The sequence below is a fragment of the Amycolatopsis sp. NPDC052450 genome, assembly GCF_044547565.1.
GTDB lineage: Bacteria > Actinomycetota > Actinomycetes > Mycobacteriales > Pseudonocardiaceae > Amycolatopsis.
The window spans coordinates 46,415-63,874 of the sequence record NZ_JBIUAQ010000011.1; the positions used below are offsets into that span (position 1 = coordinate 46,415).

A 17,460-nucleotide genomic window follows, 5' to 3' on the forward strand; every position below is an offset into this window, starting at 1 on the left:
CGTTTTCTTTCTCCCTGAGATCCCCGGATTTACGTTCTAGTTACTGCCGAGCGGACCGATTCGGTACAGGTCCTCCTGCTCGTGCGTTCCTTCCTCGGCCGGGAAATCCGTCGCGGAGAACAGATCCTGGCGTTCCACGGTGGCATCCCACCGCTTGGCGAACGAGGCGAACAACCGGATCGAAGCCTCGTTGTCCGGCGTGATCGTCGTTTCGAGGTATCGCACGCCCTGGGCGGTCAGGCGGCTGAACAGCTCGTCGAGCAGGGCTCCGGCCAGGCCTTTTCCTCGCTGGGACGCGTCGACCGCGACCTGCCAGACGAAACCGGTGTCCTGCTTCCGATACCCGATCACGAAGCCGACCGGGGTGCCGTCGACTTTCGCGACGACCGAGGTGTCGGCGAAATCGTGGCACCACAGCAAATAGGCGTAAGGCGTGTTGAGATCGAGCTTCTTCGAATCGCGGGCGATTCTCCAGAGCGCGGCACCGTCCGCCTTGGTCGGATTTTCGATCAAGTGCTTTCCGGACATGTCCAAGAAACGTACCGGAGGATTCGGGCGCGGTCAGATCAGCGCGGCGGCGGCAACGCGGCTACCTGCAACAACCCTGAAACACACGTGACAAAGGTAACGGTAACGTTTGAAGCGCAGCACTTGTGGGTAAGGCCGCTCCGGTGCGGTCTCACTGCATGTGACGATACCAACCGTTACCACTTCGTCGCAGGGTCAGGGCGCGATTCGGGCCCCTGTTGCCGCAAGAAGAGGGCTATTTGCGGCGTGCGCGCCCCCGGAAGACGGAACCGACCGGCGTCCAGACGGCGGGCAGCACGAGCAGCAGGCAGACGACCAGCCACCAGACCGGTGCCTCGCCGCGCCGCCAGCCCGCGACGACGTCGCCGAGCCAGCCGAACAGCGGTTCGCGGACGGGTGGCAGGAACGCGGCGAACAGCAACGCGGCCCCCACCAGCACGCCGAGCACCGTGAGCACCATCCGCCACGTCTTGCGCAAGGTCATCAGGCTGACCACCAGGAACACGATGGCGCCCGCGGCCACGGGCACGCCGACCCACTGCAGGACGGGACCGCCCTGTCCGCCGATGACGAACCCGGCCAGCACGGTGATCATCGCGGCGAGCACGTTCCACGGTGACGGCAGGGTGGCCGCGCCGCGCGTGATCCACCACGCGCTGCGGCCGGCGGCCTTGGCGAAGGTCGCGGCGGGCTGGACCGACTTCGGCACGCGGGTCGCCCCCGCGGCCGCGTTGAGCCCGGCGGCGCCGGCCTTGACCAGGGTCTTCGTCAGCAGCATCGTCCCGCGTTCGTGTTCGAACCGTTCGCCGGAGACCTGGCACGCCTGGAACGCGCGCTGGGTCTGCTCGCCGGTTTCCGGCTCGTTCTCGATCAGGCGCCGGAACCGTTCCGACGGTTTCCCGTTCCCCTTGGCCGTTTTCATGTCGTGTCCACAGTGGAGGCCGACGCAGGGCAGCTCCTCGCGGGCGATTTCCAGCTGCCGGACCCTGGCGAGCACCATGGCCGTCACCGGCATGCTGATCGGCAGGGCGGCTTCGGCTTCCACGTCGGCGAGCTCACCGTCGAGGCCGAGGAAAGCCAGCTCCTCGGCCAATTGCCCGCGCAGGGCGTCCGCTTCCTCTTGCGACAGACCGTCTTCGGTTCCCGGTCGCCGCCAGCCGATCTTCTCGAAGGTGTCCCGCACCTGCTCCCGGAACGCCTCCCGCCCGACGACGTCACGCAGCAGCCGCAGGCGCTTCGGATCGAGCAGGCACTGGACCAGCCAGCCCGCGCCGTCGACCCGGCCCCACATCCAGTCGTTCGCACGCCAGGAAGCCTTGTAGAAAGCGCCGAAGTAGTCGGCCTGCATACCGGTGAGCTTGTCCCACGACCGGCGTCGCTTCATGTCCAGCAGCGTCCGTGAATCCGCGCTCACCTGGACGAGATCCACCCGCTGGTCGACCGACGGCGGCTGCGCGAGCAGTCCCCTGGTCGCGATGTGCAGGCGCACCAGCCGCGAGGTGACGATGGTGTCCCCCGCGCTCTTTTCGTCCGAGGTGAGCCCGGTCCACGCCAGCAGCGTGCTGACCGTGTCGGCGGCTTCGGTGTCGGGTTTCGCCCGCGCCAGCGGCAAAAGGATCGGCGTCGCCTGCCGGAGCGCGGCGACCACGAGCGGCCACGCCTCCTTCAGTGTGTCGGCGCGGCCGAGCGCGGCCCATTCCTTGGCGAGCCCCTCGATCCAGGCCGCCAGCGTGGCGCCTGCCGCCGGCGGATCCTGTTCGGCGACCCAGCCCGTGAGCCGTTTCCCCCGCGCGGCCTTGTGCCGCGCCTCGTGCAGCAGCACGCGGCAACGGTTGAGCTGGACCGCCTGCTCGGGTGACGGATCGAGCCGGAAACCCGCGTTCACCAGTTGCAGGCCGGTGGCCACCGAATCGTCGAGCGCGGTGGTGCGGAAGGCGATCAGATCGCCGAGTTCGCAGGTGTCCTTCGGCGGCTCGGCGGGCAGGCCGTCACGCAACCCCGCGGCCGCGGCCGCGCGCAGCTGCGCAGCCGTCCCGGACGCCCACTGGCGACCCTGATCCTCCACATCGGACAGTGAGAGCCGACGGGTCGCGTCGCGGACCAGCGCGGTGGCGTCCTCCTGCACCCGCCGATCGCGGTAGTCGTTCATCAGCCGCTGGTCGACCAGCGCCTCCGGACCGCCGCGAACCCCCATCGCGGCAAGGGAAACCCGGGTCCCCCTGGTACGGACGACGGCGTCGTTGTGCCGTGTCAGGTCCTCGAGTTCGGCGCTGATCGTCTGGCTCAGCACCGTGCCGACGACCTTGCTCATCGCGCTGCCCAGCAACGGCGGCCGCTCCGGATCGACCGGGACCCGCTCGGCCTCGCGTTCCGCCGTCGGCACCACGTACAGCAGCAGCCGCCGGACATCCGAATGCGACTGCCGTTCGAAGATCTCCCGCAGCGCCGGGCGCAACGGCTTGTTCAGCAGCACACCGCCGTCGGTCAGCCAATGCGACCGCGTGACGTCGGTGTACTTCGTCATGTCCGGATGCAACGGGCCGGTCTTCTCGCCGATCGGCATCCGGGAAAGTTCGAAGGCGCCGGGGAACGACGCGGTGGACCGGGCCGCGAGCGCGAGCGGACCGACGACGTCATCCGTCCATAAAGGACCATCGAAGCGGAACAGGAGGCGATGTTCGGTGTCCCGCACCAGGTTGCCGAGCGCGTCGTCGAACCTGGTCGTCTCGCCGTCGATCATCGTGCCGGTGAGCAGGACGGTGATGTCCGGGCAGTCGGGTTTCACCGTCGCCTTGTCGGTGATCCGGTGCAGCGCGTCCTTGAGATCGGCCAGCAGCACCTTGTCGCCGTCGAGCAGCGAACGCGGCTCCTTCTCGCCGGGATCGCGGATCAGGTTGTCGAGCGAGCCCGTGCTGATCCACGTGTCCCGCAGCACCTGCGGGCTCGACCGGAACGCCTCGGCCAGCCCGAGACACGCCGCGTTGATGCCGCCCGCGCTCGTGCCGGTGAGCACGTCGAGCGAGACGGTGGCGTTGAGCAGATCGAGCAGGGCGCGGTACGGGCCCTCGGCTTCCGGCGTTCTCGACGCCTGGAGCAGATGCGAGGTCTCGGTGGCGACCCCGCCCATCCAGACCGCGAGGCTCGCCCCGCCCACCATGGTCATCGCCAGCCGGATCTCCTGCGGCCACGGACTCCCCGCGTCGGCCATGTGCGCCCTCCCCAAGGCTTTGTGCACCGAGCACCTTAGACCGGACGGGCGAACCGGTGTACCACCGTTAGTGCCGGAATTCGTTCGCCCGTCAGGGCGGTTTCACGCCCCCGCAATCAGGTGCGCGGTCGCTGTGCCTGGATACGTGCCCCCCTTCCGGGTTCCGCCCCCGGAGCTCGATGCCCCCAATGTGGCATTGGGGGCGCTGAGCGTCTCCAATGCCACATTGGGGGCATCAGGGCGTTCGAGTCCCGACCGCCCACCCCCGCGTCTCGTCACCTACTTGCGATGACCGCGAACGCGAACTTTCGCAAGTAGGTGACGAATTGCGGCGGGGGCGTCAGGCGGCGAAGTGCTCCAGCAGCAGGACCTGGGCTTCACCGACGGCGAAGCCGAGGGCGGCGCCGGTCGCGATGAGGATCCATTCGTCCTGCTGGAAGGCAGGCCGCAGCAGGCCCTCGAACTCGCGCGGCGACAGCTCCTTCATCTTGGTCACCAGCACGTTCCGGATGTCCATCGCTTCGTTCGCGTAGTCCTCGATGTACCGCATGGTGTCCGGCAGCTTGTCCATGATCTTCTCGGCGATGTTCAGCTTCATGTCCTGATACCGCCTGCTGCCGACGGCGAACACCACCAGCGGTTTCCCGACGCCGACGCGGCGGCCGAGTTGTTCGTCGAGCTGGCGCTGGATCAGGCCGAGCACCCGGTCCGACAGCGGGCCGTGCAGCACCGCCTCGATCACGTTGTGCGGGGTGATGATCTCCTTCGCGATCAGCGCGCCGTACGCCTCCGCGACCTCGCCGCGCCGCTTCAGGAACAGGCCCTGCCAGCGCACGCCGAAGTACCGGCGTTCCTCGATCGGGTAGAAGATCATCCGCAGCGCCAGCCAGTCGGTGAACCAGCCGGTGAAGAGCCCGAACAGCGGCATGATCAGCGGGAACTTGAACAGGACCCACGCGATCATCTGGATCACGCCGATCAGCCCGCCGAAGAAGATGCCGGAGCGGGCGATGAACTTGAACTCCTTGTCGCCCGCCTCCTGGAAGATCCGGTTCAGCAGCCGTTTGTCCTTGACCAGTGCGGTGACCACCATGCCCTTGAGGTCGAACACACTGTCCACATCGGACTTGATGAGCTCCAGCACGGCCGCGACCATCCGCGGCGACTCGGCCTGGACGCGCTGGATCACCAGCCGCTGCACGCTCACCGGCAGCGATTCCCACAGCCCCGGCTGGTAGTGGGCCGCGACGTCGCGCACGATGTCCTCGACGGCCGCCTGGAGCGGTTTTTCGATCTCCTTGGCGATTCTCTGCGGATCGAGCCTGGCGACGACCTCCGCCGGTTTGATCAGCTGCTCGGTCATCGTGTCGCAGGCGATGCTCGCCATCCGCGCGGCGCGTTTGGGCACGATGCCCTGCCAGCCGAGGAAAGGTTTGATCCCGACGAACTCGACCGGCTGGAACATCATCCGGATCGCGACGAGTTTGGTGGTGTAGCCGATCAGGGCGGCCACGATCGGGATGGAGACGTAGAGCGGCCAGTGCCGTCCGAAGTCGGCGAGGATCCCGTCGAGGAACGCACCCATGCCGAGGTCAGCCGGCGCTCGGGTCGCAGGCCTGCCAGAACTGGGCGCCGAGCCGGGAGATGTGGACCGTGCGTTTGACGAACTTGGCCCGTTTCACCGACTTCTCCGCCTCGCGGACGGTCTCGTCGGTCAGCAGGATCTCGTACTGTGTTTCGAGCGCGGGCACCTCTTCGTCCAGCTCGACGAGGCCGAGCCCGATCAGCCTGGTGAGGTAGCCGGGCACCTGGTCGGGCAGCGACACCCCGGCGGCCTTGCCGACGGTGGAGGCGTTGCGCAGCACGAACCGCCCGGCTCCACCGAGGTTGGTCCGCTCGGCGACGTCGACGGCGGGGAACGGCGAGCCGTCGGAAAGCGCGGAAAGGATGCGGGCCTCGTCCGGCGTGAGCTGCCGCAGGATGATGGCGTAGAGGTATTCGCGGGCCCGCTCGCGGCCGAAGCCGATGGAGTGGTTGAGCAGTTCGGCCATCGCCGCGCGGAGTGGTTCGAGCTGGGCGCGGCTGTGCACGAGGGTGATGGTCGCTTCGACCGGGCGCGCGCCGTCGGCGGCGGGCCGGTTCATCGCGGACGCGGCGGTGAGCGCGGCGTGGTACGGGTCGTCGACCTCGTCGAGACGGCGGCGCAGCTCCGAAAACAGCTGCCGCTCGCCCTGTTTGACGATCTGTTCCGCGATTTCGACGCCGGGGAGTTTGCGGGTGAACTCGAAACCCGTGCGGGCGGCCCAGCCCGCCAGCTGCCCCGCGCGTTTGGCGAAAGCGGCCAGGTCGTCACCGGCGGGTCGTTCGTTGCTCACGGGCACTCCCCTCACGTTCGCGCTGATGCTACCTGCGAGTAGGCCGAATGGCCGAAATTGTGATCGACGCGGGTGTTTGGATGGACACCATGAGCTTCACGCGCTGGGGTCCGCCGATCGACGTCCTCTCGCTGTTCGCGCGCGAGGAGCAGGCTCTGCTCGACGTGCTCACCGGATTGGACGCGGAGCGGTGGGCCGCGCCGACGGTGTGCACGGGCTGGACGGTGCACGATCTCGCCGCCCACATCCTGGGCGACAAACTCGGCAGGCTGTCCCGCGACCGCGACGACTACCGGGCGACGGCGCCCCGCGAGGGTGAACGGTTCGAGGACTTCATCGACCGGATCAACGACGAATGGGTGGTCGCGTGCCGACGCCTGTCCCCCGAAGTGCTGTTCGCGATGCTGGTGGACAGCACCTCGCAGATCGCCGAGATGTGGGGCCGCGCCGACCTCGACGCCGTCGGCGATCCGGTGAGCTGGGCGGGCGACGAACCGGCGCCGGTCTGGCTCGACGTCGCACGGGAGTACACCGAGTTCTGGGTGCACCAGCAGCAGATCCGCGAGGCCGTCGGCGCGCGGACGCTCGACGAGACGGAGTTCCGCGGCCCGGTGGTCGACACCTTCATGCGAGCACTTCCGCACACGCTGCGTGACGTCGACGCGCGCGTCGGCAGACAGGTCGGCTACACCGTGACCGGCCAGGGCGGCGGGAAGTGGACGGCCGAGCGGACCGCCGGCGGCTGGGCGCTCGACCGCGTCGCGCCGACGTCGCGCTCGCCGCTGGCCTCGGTGACGACGGACGCGGACACCTTCTGGCGGCTGTGCACCCGGAACCCGGCGGACCGCGACCGGGTCACCGCCAAGGGCGACGAAAACGTTTGCGCCATCCTGCTCGAAATGACGTCGATCATCACATCAGGTAACGGCTCACCTTCTCCGGCCGGATGACGAGCCGGACGAGGTCCAGGCTCTGGATCCCGGCGAGTTCACCGGAGTGGGCCGGGTCTTCGAGGTCCCAGTAGCGCTCGGCGAGGCGGGCGGCCAACTCGTGCGCCCCGCCCGGCTCCACCGTGACGCGGCCCGCGACCGACACCCAGCGCTCACGTTCACCCACCGGCGCGGCCACGATGATCGAGGCGCGGGAATCGTCGTCCAACCGCCGGACCTTGGGCGAGTCGCGGGGCGTGAACAGCTGGATCGTGCCTTCGCCGGTGGCCTCGAACCACACCGGCCGGACCGGGCCGCCCGCCACGGTCAGGAACCCGTGCAGGGGGCGGCGGAGGAATTCGAGGTCGTCGGTGGTCAGCATGCACTCGATTCAACCCGGCCGATTTGGACGTGCCCATAGGTGAAAGGCCGGATCGCCTGCGTATTCGTCTAACCTCGCCGGGGTGGACGTCTTCAGTGACCTGATCCGCGGTGTGCGGTCCCACGGTTCGTTGTTCGGCAGTTCGACCCTGTCCCCGCCCTGGTCGCTGCACTTCGTGGACGGCGCGCCGCTCACCCTGTGCGCCGTGCTCACCGGGGCGGGCTGGATCGTGCCGGAGGACGGTCCGCCCGAGCCGCTTCGCGCGGGCGAGTCGGCCATCGTGCGTGGCCCTTCGACCTTCACCTTCGTCGACGAAGTCGGCACGTCGGCCGTGCCGATCGCGTGCGGCGAGCACTGCGCGACGCCCGAGCAGGGCGGGACGCGGCATCGTCTCGGCTGGGTCGGCGATCCCGGCGGGGAGACGTCCCTGATCGTCGGCGCGTATCCGGTGCGCGGCGAGATCGGCCGTCCGCTGCTCGACGCGCTGCCCGTCGTGTTGCGGGTGGACTCCGGGGGCGCGGGCGATCCCGTGCTGGAGCATCTCGCCGCCGAGGTCGCCATCGACGCGCCGGGTCAGCAGGTGGTCCTCGACCGGCTGCTGGACTGGTTGCTGGTCTGCTCACTGCGCGAATGGTTCGACCGGCCCGGCGGGCGGCCCCCGGCTTGGTGGGCCGCGCAGCGGGATCCCGTGGTCGGCGACGCGTTACGGCTGCTGCACGCGGAACCGGCCGCGCCGTGGACGGTCGGCGCGCTGGCCGGGCGGACCGGGGTGTCGCGGTCGACGCTGGCGAAACGGTTCGCCGACCTGGTCGGGGAACCGCCGCTGACCTATCTCACCCGCTGGCGGATGACGCTCGCGGCGGACCTCCTGGCCGGTCCGGGGTCCGCGACCATCTCCGACATCGCCCGCACCGTGGGCTACGCCGATCCGTTCGGGTTCAGCGCGGCGTTCAAACGCGTGCGCGGCGTCAACCCGAGCGACTTCCGGCGCGGTGCCCTTCAACGCAGCTGATGCCGGGACTTCTTGGCCTGCTTGCGCAATTGCAGGATCCGGGCGCCGCCGACGAGCGCGACCAGCGCGCCGCCGGCGATCACGGAGAACAGCATCGCGACCGCCAGCGGCATGCTGCCGGACATGCCGAGGAAGTGGACGGTGGCCGTGTCCTGGTTCTGCAGGATGAACACGAGCAGGAACACCAGCACGATCAGCGCCACGATGACGGCGATCCAGGTACCGCTGACCCTGGTCCGTTTGAGTTTCGGGGCGGCGTCGAACTTACCGCTGTGGCGTCCGCCGCCAGCGGTGTCGGACGGGTTGACCGGAACCTCGGCGGCACCCTCCTGCGGCTGCGTCATGCACGACAGTGTCCGCCGAAACGGGTTTGATCGCGCTCTCAAGCGTCCGAACGGGTGACCTCGTCCGCCGCGCGCAGCACGCGCAAGGTGTTCTTCCCGGCCAGTTTCGCGCAGTCCTCTTCGCTCCAGCCGCGTTCCAGCAGCGCGGCGAACAGCACCGGGTACTTCGAAACGTCTTCGAGGCCTTCGGGCAGCGTCGCGACTCCGTCGTAGTCGCCGCCGAGGCCGATGTGGTCGACTCCGGCCACTTCGCGCGCGTGCTCGATGTGCGCGACGACGTCGTCGATGCCCGCCTTCGGCTTCTCGGGCCCGCCTCGCTCCGCGGTGAACTTCGTGCGCTGGTCGATGTTCCGGTAGTCCTTGCCCGCGGCTTCCATGTCCTGGCGCAGCTGGTCGTCCCACTCGGCGACCTTCGGCGAGATGAAGCCCGGCACGAACGTCACCATCGCGACGCCGTCCTTGGCGGCCAGGGTTTCCAGGACGTCGTCGGGGATGTTGCGGGGATGGTCGTTGACCGCGAGGCACGAGGAGTGGCTGAAGATCACCGGCGCGGAACTGACCTCCAGCGCGGCGCGCATCGTGCTCGGCGCGACATGTGAGAGGTCGACCAGCATGCCGATCTTGTTCATCTCGCGGACCACGTCACGGCCGAACTCGGTGAGCCCGCCGTGCGCCGGTTCGTCGGTGCCGGAATCGGCCCAGGTGGTGTTGTAGTTGTGCGTCAGCGTCATGTAGCGGACGCCGAGGCGGCGCAGGATCCTCAGCACGCCAAGGGATTCCGCGATGCTGTGACCGCCCTCGGCGCCCAGCAGCGACGCGATCTTTCCGTCGCGGAAGGCGGCTTCGGCCTGGTCCGCGGTGTCCACGAGGGCGAGACGATCGGGGTACCGCTCGGCCATCTGGTGCACGATCTCGATCTGTTCCAGCACCGCCGTCACCGCGCTGTGCCCCTCGAACTGGCAAGGCACGTAGACGGACCAGAACTGCATTCCGAGCCTGCCTTCGGCGAGCTTCGGGAAGTCGGTGTGCAGATGCGGCTGACGGACCGTGAGATCCGTGCCCGCCACGGCCGCGACCGGATCCGGCCCGGTCGTGACCCGCAGCTCCCATGGCAGATCGTTGTGCCCGTCCGCGAGGAGCACCCTTTCGAGCAGGGCCTGGGCGCGGACGAGGTCCCCGTTAGTCATCCGACGATGTTACGTACCCGTGCTTTGCTCTCCCCCGCCACCGTTGAGCCACCCCGCGGCCGCTACCAAACCGTTGCCGGTGACCTGATGCCCGCCGGGATGGCGGTGGGCGACGACGTCCGCGGAGCGCTCGCGCAGGTCGCGGACCAGCGCGTCGGCCGAAGCCAGCGGCGCCATCGGATCGTGCTCGCCGTTGGACAGGAACACCCGCGTGCCGGACAGGTCGTGAGGTGGCGGCGAAGGAAGCGGAGACATCGCCGCGAACAGCGCGGCCTCCCGGACGGCGTCCGAGCGGAGCAGGGTCACCGCGGCGGCGATGTTGGCGCCGTTGGAGAACCCGATCGCGACCAGCCGCCGATCACCGAGGCCGTACTCTTCGCGCGAGGCGAGCACGAAGTCGGCCAGCTGATTCGCGCGGAAGACGACGTCCTCGTGGTCGAAAACGCCCTCCGCCAGCCTGCGGAACCACCGGGCCGCGCCGTGTTCCGACACCGGCCCGGCCGGCGCGAGCAGCGCCGACGCAGGGCTCAGCTGCCGGGCGATCGGCACGAGGTCGTCCGGTCCGCCGCCGGTGCCGTGCAGGAGCAGCAGCACCGGCTCGTCGGGCGACCCTTCGACGTACTTGTGCGCCAAGTCCGTCATCGCGGGTTGTTCTCGCTCGGGAGGTCCAGCTTCGGGAGCATCGCCTCGATGTCTTCGCGCTTGGGCTCCAGCCACGGCGGCAGTTTCAGCGCGCGGCCGAGTTCGAGCAGCGGCTCGTCGATCGCGAAACCGGGTTCGTCGGTCGCGACCTCGAGCAGGGTGCCGCCCGGCTCGCGGAAGTAGATCGAGCGGAAGTACTGACGGTCCAAAATGGACGTCACGTTCACACCGTCGTCGATCAGCTCGTCACGCCAGGCGGCTTGGGTGGTCTCGTCCGGCGCGCGCCAGGCGACGTGGTGCACGGTGCCCGCCGCCACCAGCCCACGCGGGGCGTCCGGCGTCACGAGGACGTCGACGAGCGCGCCGGGGCCGCCTTCGCCGGCGGAGAACCGCAGGCGGTTGCCCTCCTGGTGTTCGAAGGTCAGGCCGAGCCCGTCGGTCAGCATCCCGGCGGTCGCGTCCTCTTTGGACACCGAAAGCGTGACGGAGTGCAGCCCGCGGATCGCGTGTTCGGCGGGCACGAGCTTCGTGTCCCACGGGTCACGCGGGTCGCCCTGCGGATGCGCGACGAGCGCGAGCTTCAGGCCGTCCGGGTCGGCGAAGGTGAGCGTCTCCTCGCCGTCGGAGTTGCGGATCTGGCTGGTCTCGACCCGGTTTTCGGCGAGGTGCCGCTTCCACCAGCCGAGCGACGACTCCGGCACGGAGAACGACGTCGTGGTCGCCTGGCCCGTGCCGTGACGGCCCTTCGGCGCGTCCCTCCACGGGAAGAACGTCATCAGCGAGCCGGGCTTGCCCGCGCCGTCGCCGTAGTAAAGGTGGAAGGTGCCGGGGTCATCGAAGTTGACCGTGGTCTTCACCAGCCGCAGGCCGAGGGCCCGGGTGTAGAAATCCACGTTGCGCTGGGGATCGCCACCGATGGCGGTGACGTGGTGCAGGCCCGAGGTCTTGATCGACATGGTGGCCCCTTCCTCCGGTAGCCGGTGAAATCAAGCTAACCCGATAACCTCTCGCGCGCAAGATATATTCCGGGAAGACTTCTTGGTGTACCCTCGCCCGCGTGACAGTGGTGAAACCGGAGGAACCGAACGACGACGAAGTGGTCACCTGGTGGGGCCTGGTGATCGAGGGCTACCTGGCCACGCAGAACAAGCTGATGGGCGAGATCGCCGAACGGTTCGGCCTGGCGCCGGCGTCGTTCGACATCCTGCTGCGGCTCGTCCGGTCACCCGAGCACCGGATGCCGATGACGCGGCTGGCCGTCGAGGCGGCGTTGTCCAGCGGCGGGTTCACCAAGGTCGCGGACAGGCTGGTGGCCGCGGACCTGATCTGCCGTGTGCCCAGCCCGGACGACCGCCGCGTCACCTTCGCGGTCCTCACCGAGCACGGCCTCGACGTCGCGGAGAAGGCGCGGAAGGCGTGCGCGGAAATCCTGCGGCGCATCGTCCTGACCCCGCTGGGTGACGACGCGCACGACCTGGCCGAGGCCATGCGAACCCTGCGCACCGTCAACGGCGCCTGACACCCCCGCAATTCGGCACCTGCTTGCGATGCTTGCACGCGCAAGTACCGCAAGCAGGTGCCGAATTGCGGGGGTCAGCCGGGCAGGGGCGACGTGGGGTCGGGCTGGTAGGCCCGGACCTCGTCCATGTCCCGCACCAGTTCCCGGATGACGTCGCGCCGGATCTTCCCGGTCGCCGTCTTGGGCAGTTCGCCCAGCTCGACGACGCTGCGCGGCCGTTTGAACGAAGCGAGCCCGGCCCGGCAGAACTCGATCAGCTCGTCCGCGTCCAGCCGGTGCCCCGGCACGCCGACCACACACGCGACCGGTTTCTCGATGCCGTCGGCGTCGAAGGCGGCCACGACCGCGACCTCGGCGACCGCCGGATGTTTCAGCAGCCTGTCCTCGACCTCGGCGGGCGACACCCAGATCCCGCCCGGTTTCAGCATGTCGTTGAACCGCCCGAGACAGGTGTAGCTGCCGTCGGCGTCGCGCACGAAACTGTCGCCCGTCCGCAGCCATTCGCCCTGGAAGACCTGCTTCGTCGTCTCGTACCGCGCCCAGTACCCGGTCGCGATCGACGGTCCGGCGACGAACAGCTCGCCCGGCTCCCCGTCCGGCACGGGCCGGCCGTGCTCGTCGCGCAGCGCGATCTCGTAGCCGGGCACGGGAATCCCGGTGCTGCCGGGGCGGACCTGACGCGGCCGGTTGGACAGGAAGATGTGCAACGCCTCCGTCGAGCCGATGCCGTCGAGGATTTCGACGCCGAACCGGTCACGGAATCGTTCGTACAGCACGGCGGGCAACGGTTCCCCCGCCGAAACCGCTTGGCGCACCGAGGAGAACGTGTCGTCGGGGATGTCGCTGGCGAGCAGCGCGGCGTAGAAGGTCGGGACGGCGAAGAACAACGTCGGCCGCTCCTTGCGGGCCCTGGCGGCGATCAGCCCCGGGGTCGGCCTCGCCGGTTCGAGCAGCGCCGTCCCGCCCGCCGCGAGCGGGAAAAACGCCGAATTCCCCAGGCCGTAGGCGAAGAACAGCTTCGGGACGGAGAGGAACCGGTCGTTCGGCCCGATGTCCAGCACGCCGCGCGCATACGTCTCACACACCGCGCGGATACCCGCGTGCCGGTGCATCGCGCCCTTCGGCTTGCCGGTCGTCCCCGAGGTGTACAACCAGAGCGCGGGCGAATCCTCCCAGGTCGGAGACGGCAGGAAACCGGCATCATCCACTGTGGACAGATCGTTCCACTGATGCGCGCGGACCCCGGACGGCAGTTCGGCCGCCTTCGCCCTGTCCAGCACGACGTCGGTGACCTCCGGCGCCAGCCCCAGCGCGATCGTCGCCTGCGCGGCGAACTCGCCGGAAACACACAGGACCCTCGCTCGCGAATCGACGAGCATCTTGCCGAGGTCGAGCCCGGTGACCATGGTGGACACCGGCACCGCGACCGCTCCGGCCAGCATCGCGCCGAGAATCCCGGTGAGCAGCTCGACGTCGTCGACCATGCAGAACAGGACCCGCTCCTCCGGGCGGACGCCGATCGCCTTCAGCCCGGCGGCGACCCGGCGGGTTTCCGCCGCGAGCTCCGCGTACGTGAGACTTCGCCGCGGGGAAACGACCGCTTGCTTGGCCGGTGGCCCTTCCGCCAGGTGCCGGTCGAGCAGGTAGCTCACCGCGTTGAACCCGGTAGCAGCAGCGGTCACGGGCGCACCTTCTATCGCTCAGCTCAGGTGAACGTATTCATAGTCGAACGGTTTCCCGTTGATGCCCTGGCGTGGCGGTGCCACCCAGCTCGCGATCTTTCCTCGCTCGTACACCGGGTGCATCAGCGATCGGACGAAAGTCAGGTCTTCGGGAGTGGGCAGCCACTTGCGTTTGCCGGCCAGCCAGGTCCGCTCGTCGACAACGGTGCCGTCGGGCGTCACATGGTGGCCGGAGTTTATGCCGACTTCGCGATTGAATCCAGGGTGCGGGAGGACGAATCGAAAGTCGATCCCGGCCTCGTCGAGGATCTTGTTCCAGCGGTTGACCCCGGTCTGGCAGTCGGCGCGGTACTCCTCCCGCAGGTCGAGGTTCAGCAGCAGGATGGCCGGGTGTTCGTCGGTCCCCCAGGTGCCGTCGGCCCGCGGCTTGGACAGCGTTCCGGCGTCGTCGGTGAGCTTGTGGTCGTCCTTGCGGCGAGCCTCCTGCCAGCGGCCCTTCAGCCCGGCGGTGTAATAGTTCGCCGCGTTGGTCGAGGTCTCGCCACCGAACAGGTCGAGCGACACGGTGTAGTGGAAGTTGAGGTAACGCTGGATGACTTCCAGCGGGATCCCGCCATGCCCGGCGATGTCGAAGGTGTCGTGCTCGCGGATCAGTTCGGCACTGCGGGTGACCACCCGGTCGACCCCGGTGGTGCCGACGAACATGTGGTGCGCCTCTTCCTTGAGCATGAATTCACATGTGCGGGAAAGCGGGTCGAAGCCGCTTTCCTTGAGGGTGCCGAGCTGGTATTTGCCATCGCGGTCGGTGAAATAGGTGAACATGTAGAACGCGAGCCAATCCGCGGTCTCCTCATTGAAGGCGCCGAGGATCCGCGGGGCGTCCGGACTTCCGGAATTCCGGAGCAGCAACCCTTCCGCCTCATCCCGGCCTTCGCGGCCGAAGTAGGCGTGCAGCAGATACACCATCGCCCACAGATGACGGCCTTCTTCGACATTGACCTGGAAGAGGTTCCGCAGGTCGTAGAGGCTCGGCGCGGTGAGCCCCAGCAGTTTCTGCTGCTCGACCGACGCGGGTTCGGTGTCCCCCTGGATGACGATCAGCCGCTGAAGGTCGGCGCGATACTCGCCGGGCACCTGCTGCCACGCTCGTTCACCCTGGTGCTCGCCGAAGGTGATGACGCGCTCCGGATCCGGCTCCGCGAGGAAGATCCCCCATCGGTAGTCGGGCACGTTGACGTGGTCGAAATGCGCCCAGCCGTCCCGGCCGACGCTGATCGCGGTGCGCAGGTACACGCCCTGTGTCCGCAGCGTGGGGCCCATTTCGCCCCACCAGTCCAGGAATTTCGGCTGCCAGCCCTCCAGCGCCCGCTGGAGCCGCCGATCACCGGAGAGGTCGACGTTGTTGGGGATCTTGGCGTCGTAATCGATCTTGGTGGGCATGAGCTGTTCAAACCCGCTTCCTGTCGAAGACGGCCTTCTGACCAGTACCGTAGCGACGCAACGCGCCCTCGGGACCGGATGCGTTCGGACGAGTGAAGATCCAGTTCTGCCAAGCGGCCAGGCGGCCGAAGATCTTGCTTTCCAGCGTCTCGGGGCCGACGAACCGGTGGTTCGCCTCCATTCCGGTCAAGGCGTCCGGGCTGAGCGAAGCCCGTCCTTCCAGCGCGATCCGGATCTCGTCCTCCCAATCGAGGTCGTCCGGGGCGTCGGTGACCAGGCCGAGTTCGTTCGCTTCTTCCGGGCTCAGCTGCTTTTCGCGTTCCTCCGCGAGCCTCTTGACGTGGTCCGGGTCGCCGAAGAACCGGGACTCCAAGCGGGTCAAGCCGTTGCCCATCGGCAGGCGGCCGAAGTTGGCTTCGGACAACGTGATCGACGCACGTTCTTCACTGTCTTCGTCGTCGATCGGCGGACCGTCCAAGATGTACTGGCGGTCCGCGGCGAGCGCGAGTTCCGTGAGAATCCCGGCGAAGCAGCTACCAGGCTCGATGAGCGCGATCAGGCTGCGGCTGGTGACGTCGAGGCGCTTCAGCGTCCGCTTGAAGTAGTGGACGATTTCGTTGCTCAGACAGTCTTTCGCGTCGAACACGGCCCGCTCGTGTTCGAGAACCTTCGCAGGATCGCCTTCGGTGCGGAGTATCCAGGTGCCGAGTTCGGGTTCGTTGGTACGCAAGCGAAGGATCGCGTCGTCCAGCTCGCGGGTGACGTCCAGTAGCCAGCCGTCATCGTCCTCGGGCCCCTTGACGGTGATCGTCGCTTCAGTCTTACTGCGGGCTATGTCGACGTAGCGATGCTTGAGTGGCTTCAGTTCGACGCCTTCGCCGTCGAGCCGTTCGCTCGTCCGCGCGAAGTCCTTCGCCCTGGCCAGCACGGCTTCGCGGAAACCCTGTCGCGGCACGAGTTCGTCGACCAGCCGCCAGTCGACGGCCGTCCGCCCCTTCACCCCGTCGGGGCGAGTGGCGAAGACGTCGGCGAGATCCCGCCGCACGCCGCGTTTGTCGACCACCCTGGTGAGCCCGCCGGTGCCGGGAAGAACGCCGAGAAGGGGCACTTCCGGCAGCGCCACGGTCGAGGAGTTGTCGTCGACCAGCAGGATCTTCTCGCAGGCGAGCGCGATTTCGTAGCCACCGCCGGCGCAGGTGCCGTTGACCGCCGCGACGTAGAGCTGCCCGGAGTGCGCGGCGGCGTCCTCCATCGCGTTGCGGGTCTCATTGGTGAACTTGCAGAAGTTCACCTTCCACTCGTGCGACGACGACGCCAGCATGCGGATGTTCGCGCCGGCACAGAAGACGTTGTCCTTCGCGCTGGTCACGATGACCACGCGGACCTCGGAATGTTCGAACCGCAGCCGCTGCGTCGCGTCGTACAACTCGATGTCGACGCCGAGGTCGTACGAGTTGAGTTTGAGCTCGTAACCCGGTACGAGACCCCCGTCGGCGTCGACATCGAGTTCGAGCCACGCGACGTCGCCGTCGGTGGACAGTTTCCAGTGCCGGTAGCCGCTGGGATGACGTTCGAACGTCACCGATGTGGTCCGCGTCACCCTTCTGATTGTCTACATGGCACTGACTACCGTCAACGTTATGTAGAAAGTTGGTCACGGAGCAGGTCGAGGAAACGAGCCCAGTCGCCACCCTTGCGGATGACCGACGACAGGGCGCCGACCAGCAGATAGACGTCGACGACCGTGCAATCCGAACGAAGGAGGCCGGCGGCCTGATCGTGGGCGATGACTTCGGCGACCACGGTTTCGAGGCGCTCGCGAGCGGTACCGCGCGGCTCACTCCCTGGCCGCCCGCGGGCCGAATCGATGGCGGCGGTGAGCCCGCGATCGCGGGACAACAGCTCGCCGACGTACCGGAAATAGCGCTGCAGGCCGGAATCCTCGCCGAAGCAGTGCGCCCGGGCGTACTGCTCGATCTCCGCGAACCGGTGCTCCGCCGCCGCCTCGACCAGCGCCTGACGATCCGGGAAATGCCGGTACACCGTCCCTACGCCCACGCCTGCCGCGCGCGCGATCTCCGGCATCTGCACGTCGTCCCCGCGTTCGGCGAACAACGCTCGCGCGGCGTCGACCACCCGAGCCCGATTGCGCTCCGCGTCCGCTCGCGGCTTGGTTGACAACCCGCCCTCCCTCACGATTAAGTGGAAACGG

At 68.2% G+C, this 17,460-nt stretch carries 16 protein-coding genes; 3 read left to right on the forward strand and 13 right to left on the reverse strand.

Translation table 11 applies throughout. The features are described 5' to 3' along the window. Positions 1 to 36: 36 nt before the first annotated feature. From ectA to ACIHAO_RS19905, 4 genes are all read right to left on the reverse strand, one after another. Positions 37 to 528: a diaminobutyrate acetyltransferase gene (gene ectA, locus ACIHAO_RS19890; protein WP_125791314.1), complete on the reverse strand. Its 492-nt coding sequence runs from the start codon at positions 526 to 528 to the stop codon at positions 37 to 39. Between the two features lie 235 nt (positions 529 to 763). Then, a complete protein-coding gene (locus tag ACIHAO_RS19895; protein ID WP_396559819.1) occupies positions 764 to 3,736 on the reverse strand; it encodes a patatin-like protein in 2,973 nt (990 codons plus the stop codon). 340 nt (positions 3,737 to 4,076) lie between these two features. Continuing rightward, positions 4,077 to 5,321 (reverse strand): DUF445 domain-containing protein, encoded by a 1,245-nt coding sequence (locus ACIHAO_RS19900; protein ID WP_396559821.1) that lies wholly within the window; start codon positions 5,319 to 5,321, stop codon positions 4,077 to 4,079. A 7-nt stretch (positions 5,322 to 5,328) separates the two neighbouring features. Continuing rightward, positions 5,329 to 6,111: an Abi-alpha family protein gene (locus tag ACIHAO_RS19905; protein WP_396559823.1), complete on the reverse strand. Its 783-nt coding sequence runs from the start codon at positions 6,109 to 6,111 to the stop codon at positions 5,329 to 5,331. Positions 6,112 to 6,191: 80 nt separating this feature from the next. On the opposite strand from ACIHAO_RS19905, the gene ACIHAO_RS19910 reads away from it, so the two are divergent. Beyond that, positions 6,192 to 7,061: a maleylpyruvate isomerase family mycothiol-dependent enzyme gene (locus ACIHAO_RS19910; RefSeq protein ID WP_396559825.1), complete on the forward strand. Its 870-nt coding sequence runs from the start codon at positions 6,192 to 6,194 to the stop codon at positions 7,059 to 7,061. On the opposite strand, the gene ACIHAO_RS19915 is transcribed toward ACIHAO_RS19910, so the two are convergent. Beyond that, on the reverse strand, positions 7,024 to 7,422 hold the full coding sequence (locus ACIHAO_RS19915; RefSeq protein WP_396559827.1) for a pyridoxamine 5'-phosphate oxidase family protein: 399 nt from the start codon (positions 7,420 to 7,422) through the stop codon (positions 7,024 to 7,026). The genes ACIHAO_RS19910 and ACIHAO_RS19915 overlap by 38 nt on opposite strands. 82 nt (positions 7,423 to 7,504) lie before the next feature. Here ACIHAO_RS19915 and ACIHAO_RS19920 point away from each other — a divergent pair, with 82 nt between their 5' ends. Beyond that, a complete protein-coding gene (locus ACIHAO_RS19920) occupies positions 7,505 to 8,434 on the forward strand; it encodes a cupin domain-containing protein (protein WP_396559829.1) in 930 nt (309 codons plus the stop codon). Here ACIHAO_RS19920 and ACIHAO_RS19925 read toward each other — a convergent pair. The 4 genes from ACIHAO_RS19925 to ACIHAO_RS19940 are packed head-to-tail and all read right to left on the reverse strand — an operon-like array spanning position 8,422 to position 11,563. Continuing rightward, positions 8,422 to 8,778 carry a lipopolysaccharide assembly protein LapA domain-containing protein gene (locus ACIHAO_RS19925; protein ID WP_396559831.1) on the reverse strand — a complete coding sequence of 119 codons (357 nt, stop codon included), beginning with the start codon at positions 8,776 to 8,778 and terminating at the stop codon, positions 8,422 to 8,424. The genes ACIHAO_RS19920 and ACIHAO_RS19925 overlap by 13 nt on opposite strands. Before the next feature lie 38 nt (positions 8,779 to 8,816). Next, positions 8,817 to 9,965, reverse strand: coding sequence for a dipeptidase (locus tag ACIHAO_RS19930; RefSeq protein ID WP_125782226.1), 1,149 nt, complete (start codon positions 9,963 to 9,965; stop codon positions 8,817 to 8,819). Between the two features lie 9 nt (positions 9,966 to 9,974). Further along, the gene (locus ACIHAO_RS19935) at positions 9,975 to 10,607 is read right to left on the reverse strand and encodes an alpha/beta hydrolase (protein WP_396559833.1); all 633 of its coding nucleotides are present in this window, start codon (positions 10,605 to 10,607) and stop codon (positions 9,975 to 9,977) included. Then, on the reverse strand, positions 10,604 to 11,563 hold the full coding sequence (locus ACIHAO_RS19940; protein WP_396559835.1) for a ring-cleaving dioxygenase: 960 nt from the start codon (positions 11,561 to 11,563) through the stop codon (positions 10,604 to 10,606). Before ACIHAO_RS19940 ends, ACIHAO_RS19935 begins: the two co-directional genes overlap by 4 nt. Before the next feature lie 101 nt (positions 11,564 to 11,664). On the opposite strand from ACIHAO_RS19940, the gene ACIHAO_RS19945 reads away from it, so the two are divergent. Further along, on the forward strand, positions 11,665 to 12,126 hold the full coding sequence (locus tag ACIHAO_RS19945) for a MarR family winged helix-turn-helix transcriptional regulator (protein WP_396559837.1): 462 nt from the start codon (positions 11,665 to 11,667) through the stop codon (positions 12,124 to 12,126). Positions 12,127 to 12,200: 74 nt separating this feature from the next. On the opposite strand, the gene ACIHAO_RS19950 is transcribed toward ACIHAO_RS19945, so the two are convergent. From ACIHAO_RS19950 to ACIHAO_RS19965, 4 genes are read right to left on the reverse strand one after another with little or no spacing between them, the layout of a single operon-like run. After that, entirely contained in the window at positions 12,201 to 13,808 is a 1,608-nt protein-coding gene (locus ACIHAO_RS19950) for a benzoate-CoA ligase family protein (protein WP_396559839.1), read from the reverse strand. Positions 13,809 to 13,826: 18 nt separating this feature from the next. Next, entirely contained in the window at positions 13,827 to 15,248 is a 1,422-nt protein-coding gene (boxB, locus tag ACIHAO_RS19955; protein ID WP_396559841.1) for a benzoyl-CoA 2,3-epoxidase subunit BoxB, read from the reverse strand. Between the two features lie 7 nt (positions 15,249 to 15,255). Then, the gene (boxC, locus tag ACIHAO_RS19960; RefSeq protein ID WP_396559843.1) at positions 15,256 to 16,848 is read right to left on the reverse strand and encodes a 2,3-epoxybenzoyl-CoA dihydrolase; all 1,593 of its coding nucleotides are present in this window, start codon (positions 16,846 to 16,848) and stop codon (positions 15,256 to 15,258) included. Between the two features lie 38 nt (positions 16,849 to 16,886). Then, positions 16,887 to 17,429, reverse strand: coding sequence for a TetR/AcrR family transcriptional regulator (locus ACIHAO_RS19965; protein ID WP_396559845.1), 543 nt, complete (start codon positions 17,427 to 17,429; stop codon positions 16,887 to 16,889). Between the last annotated feature and the right edge of the window lie 31 nt (positions 17,430 to 17,460).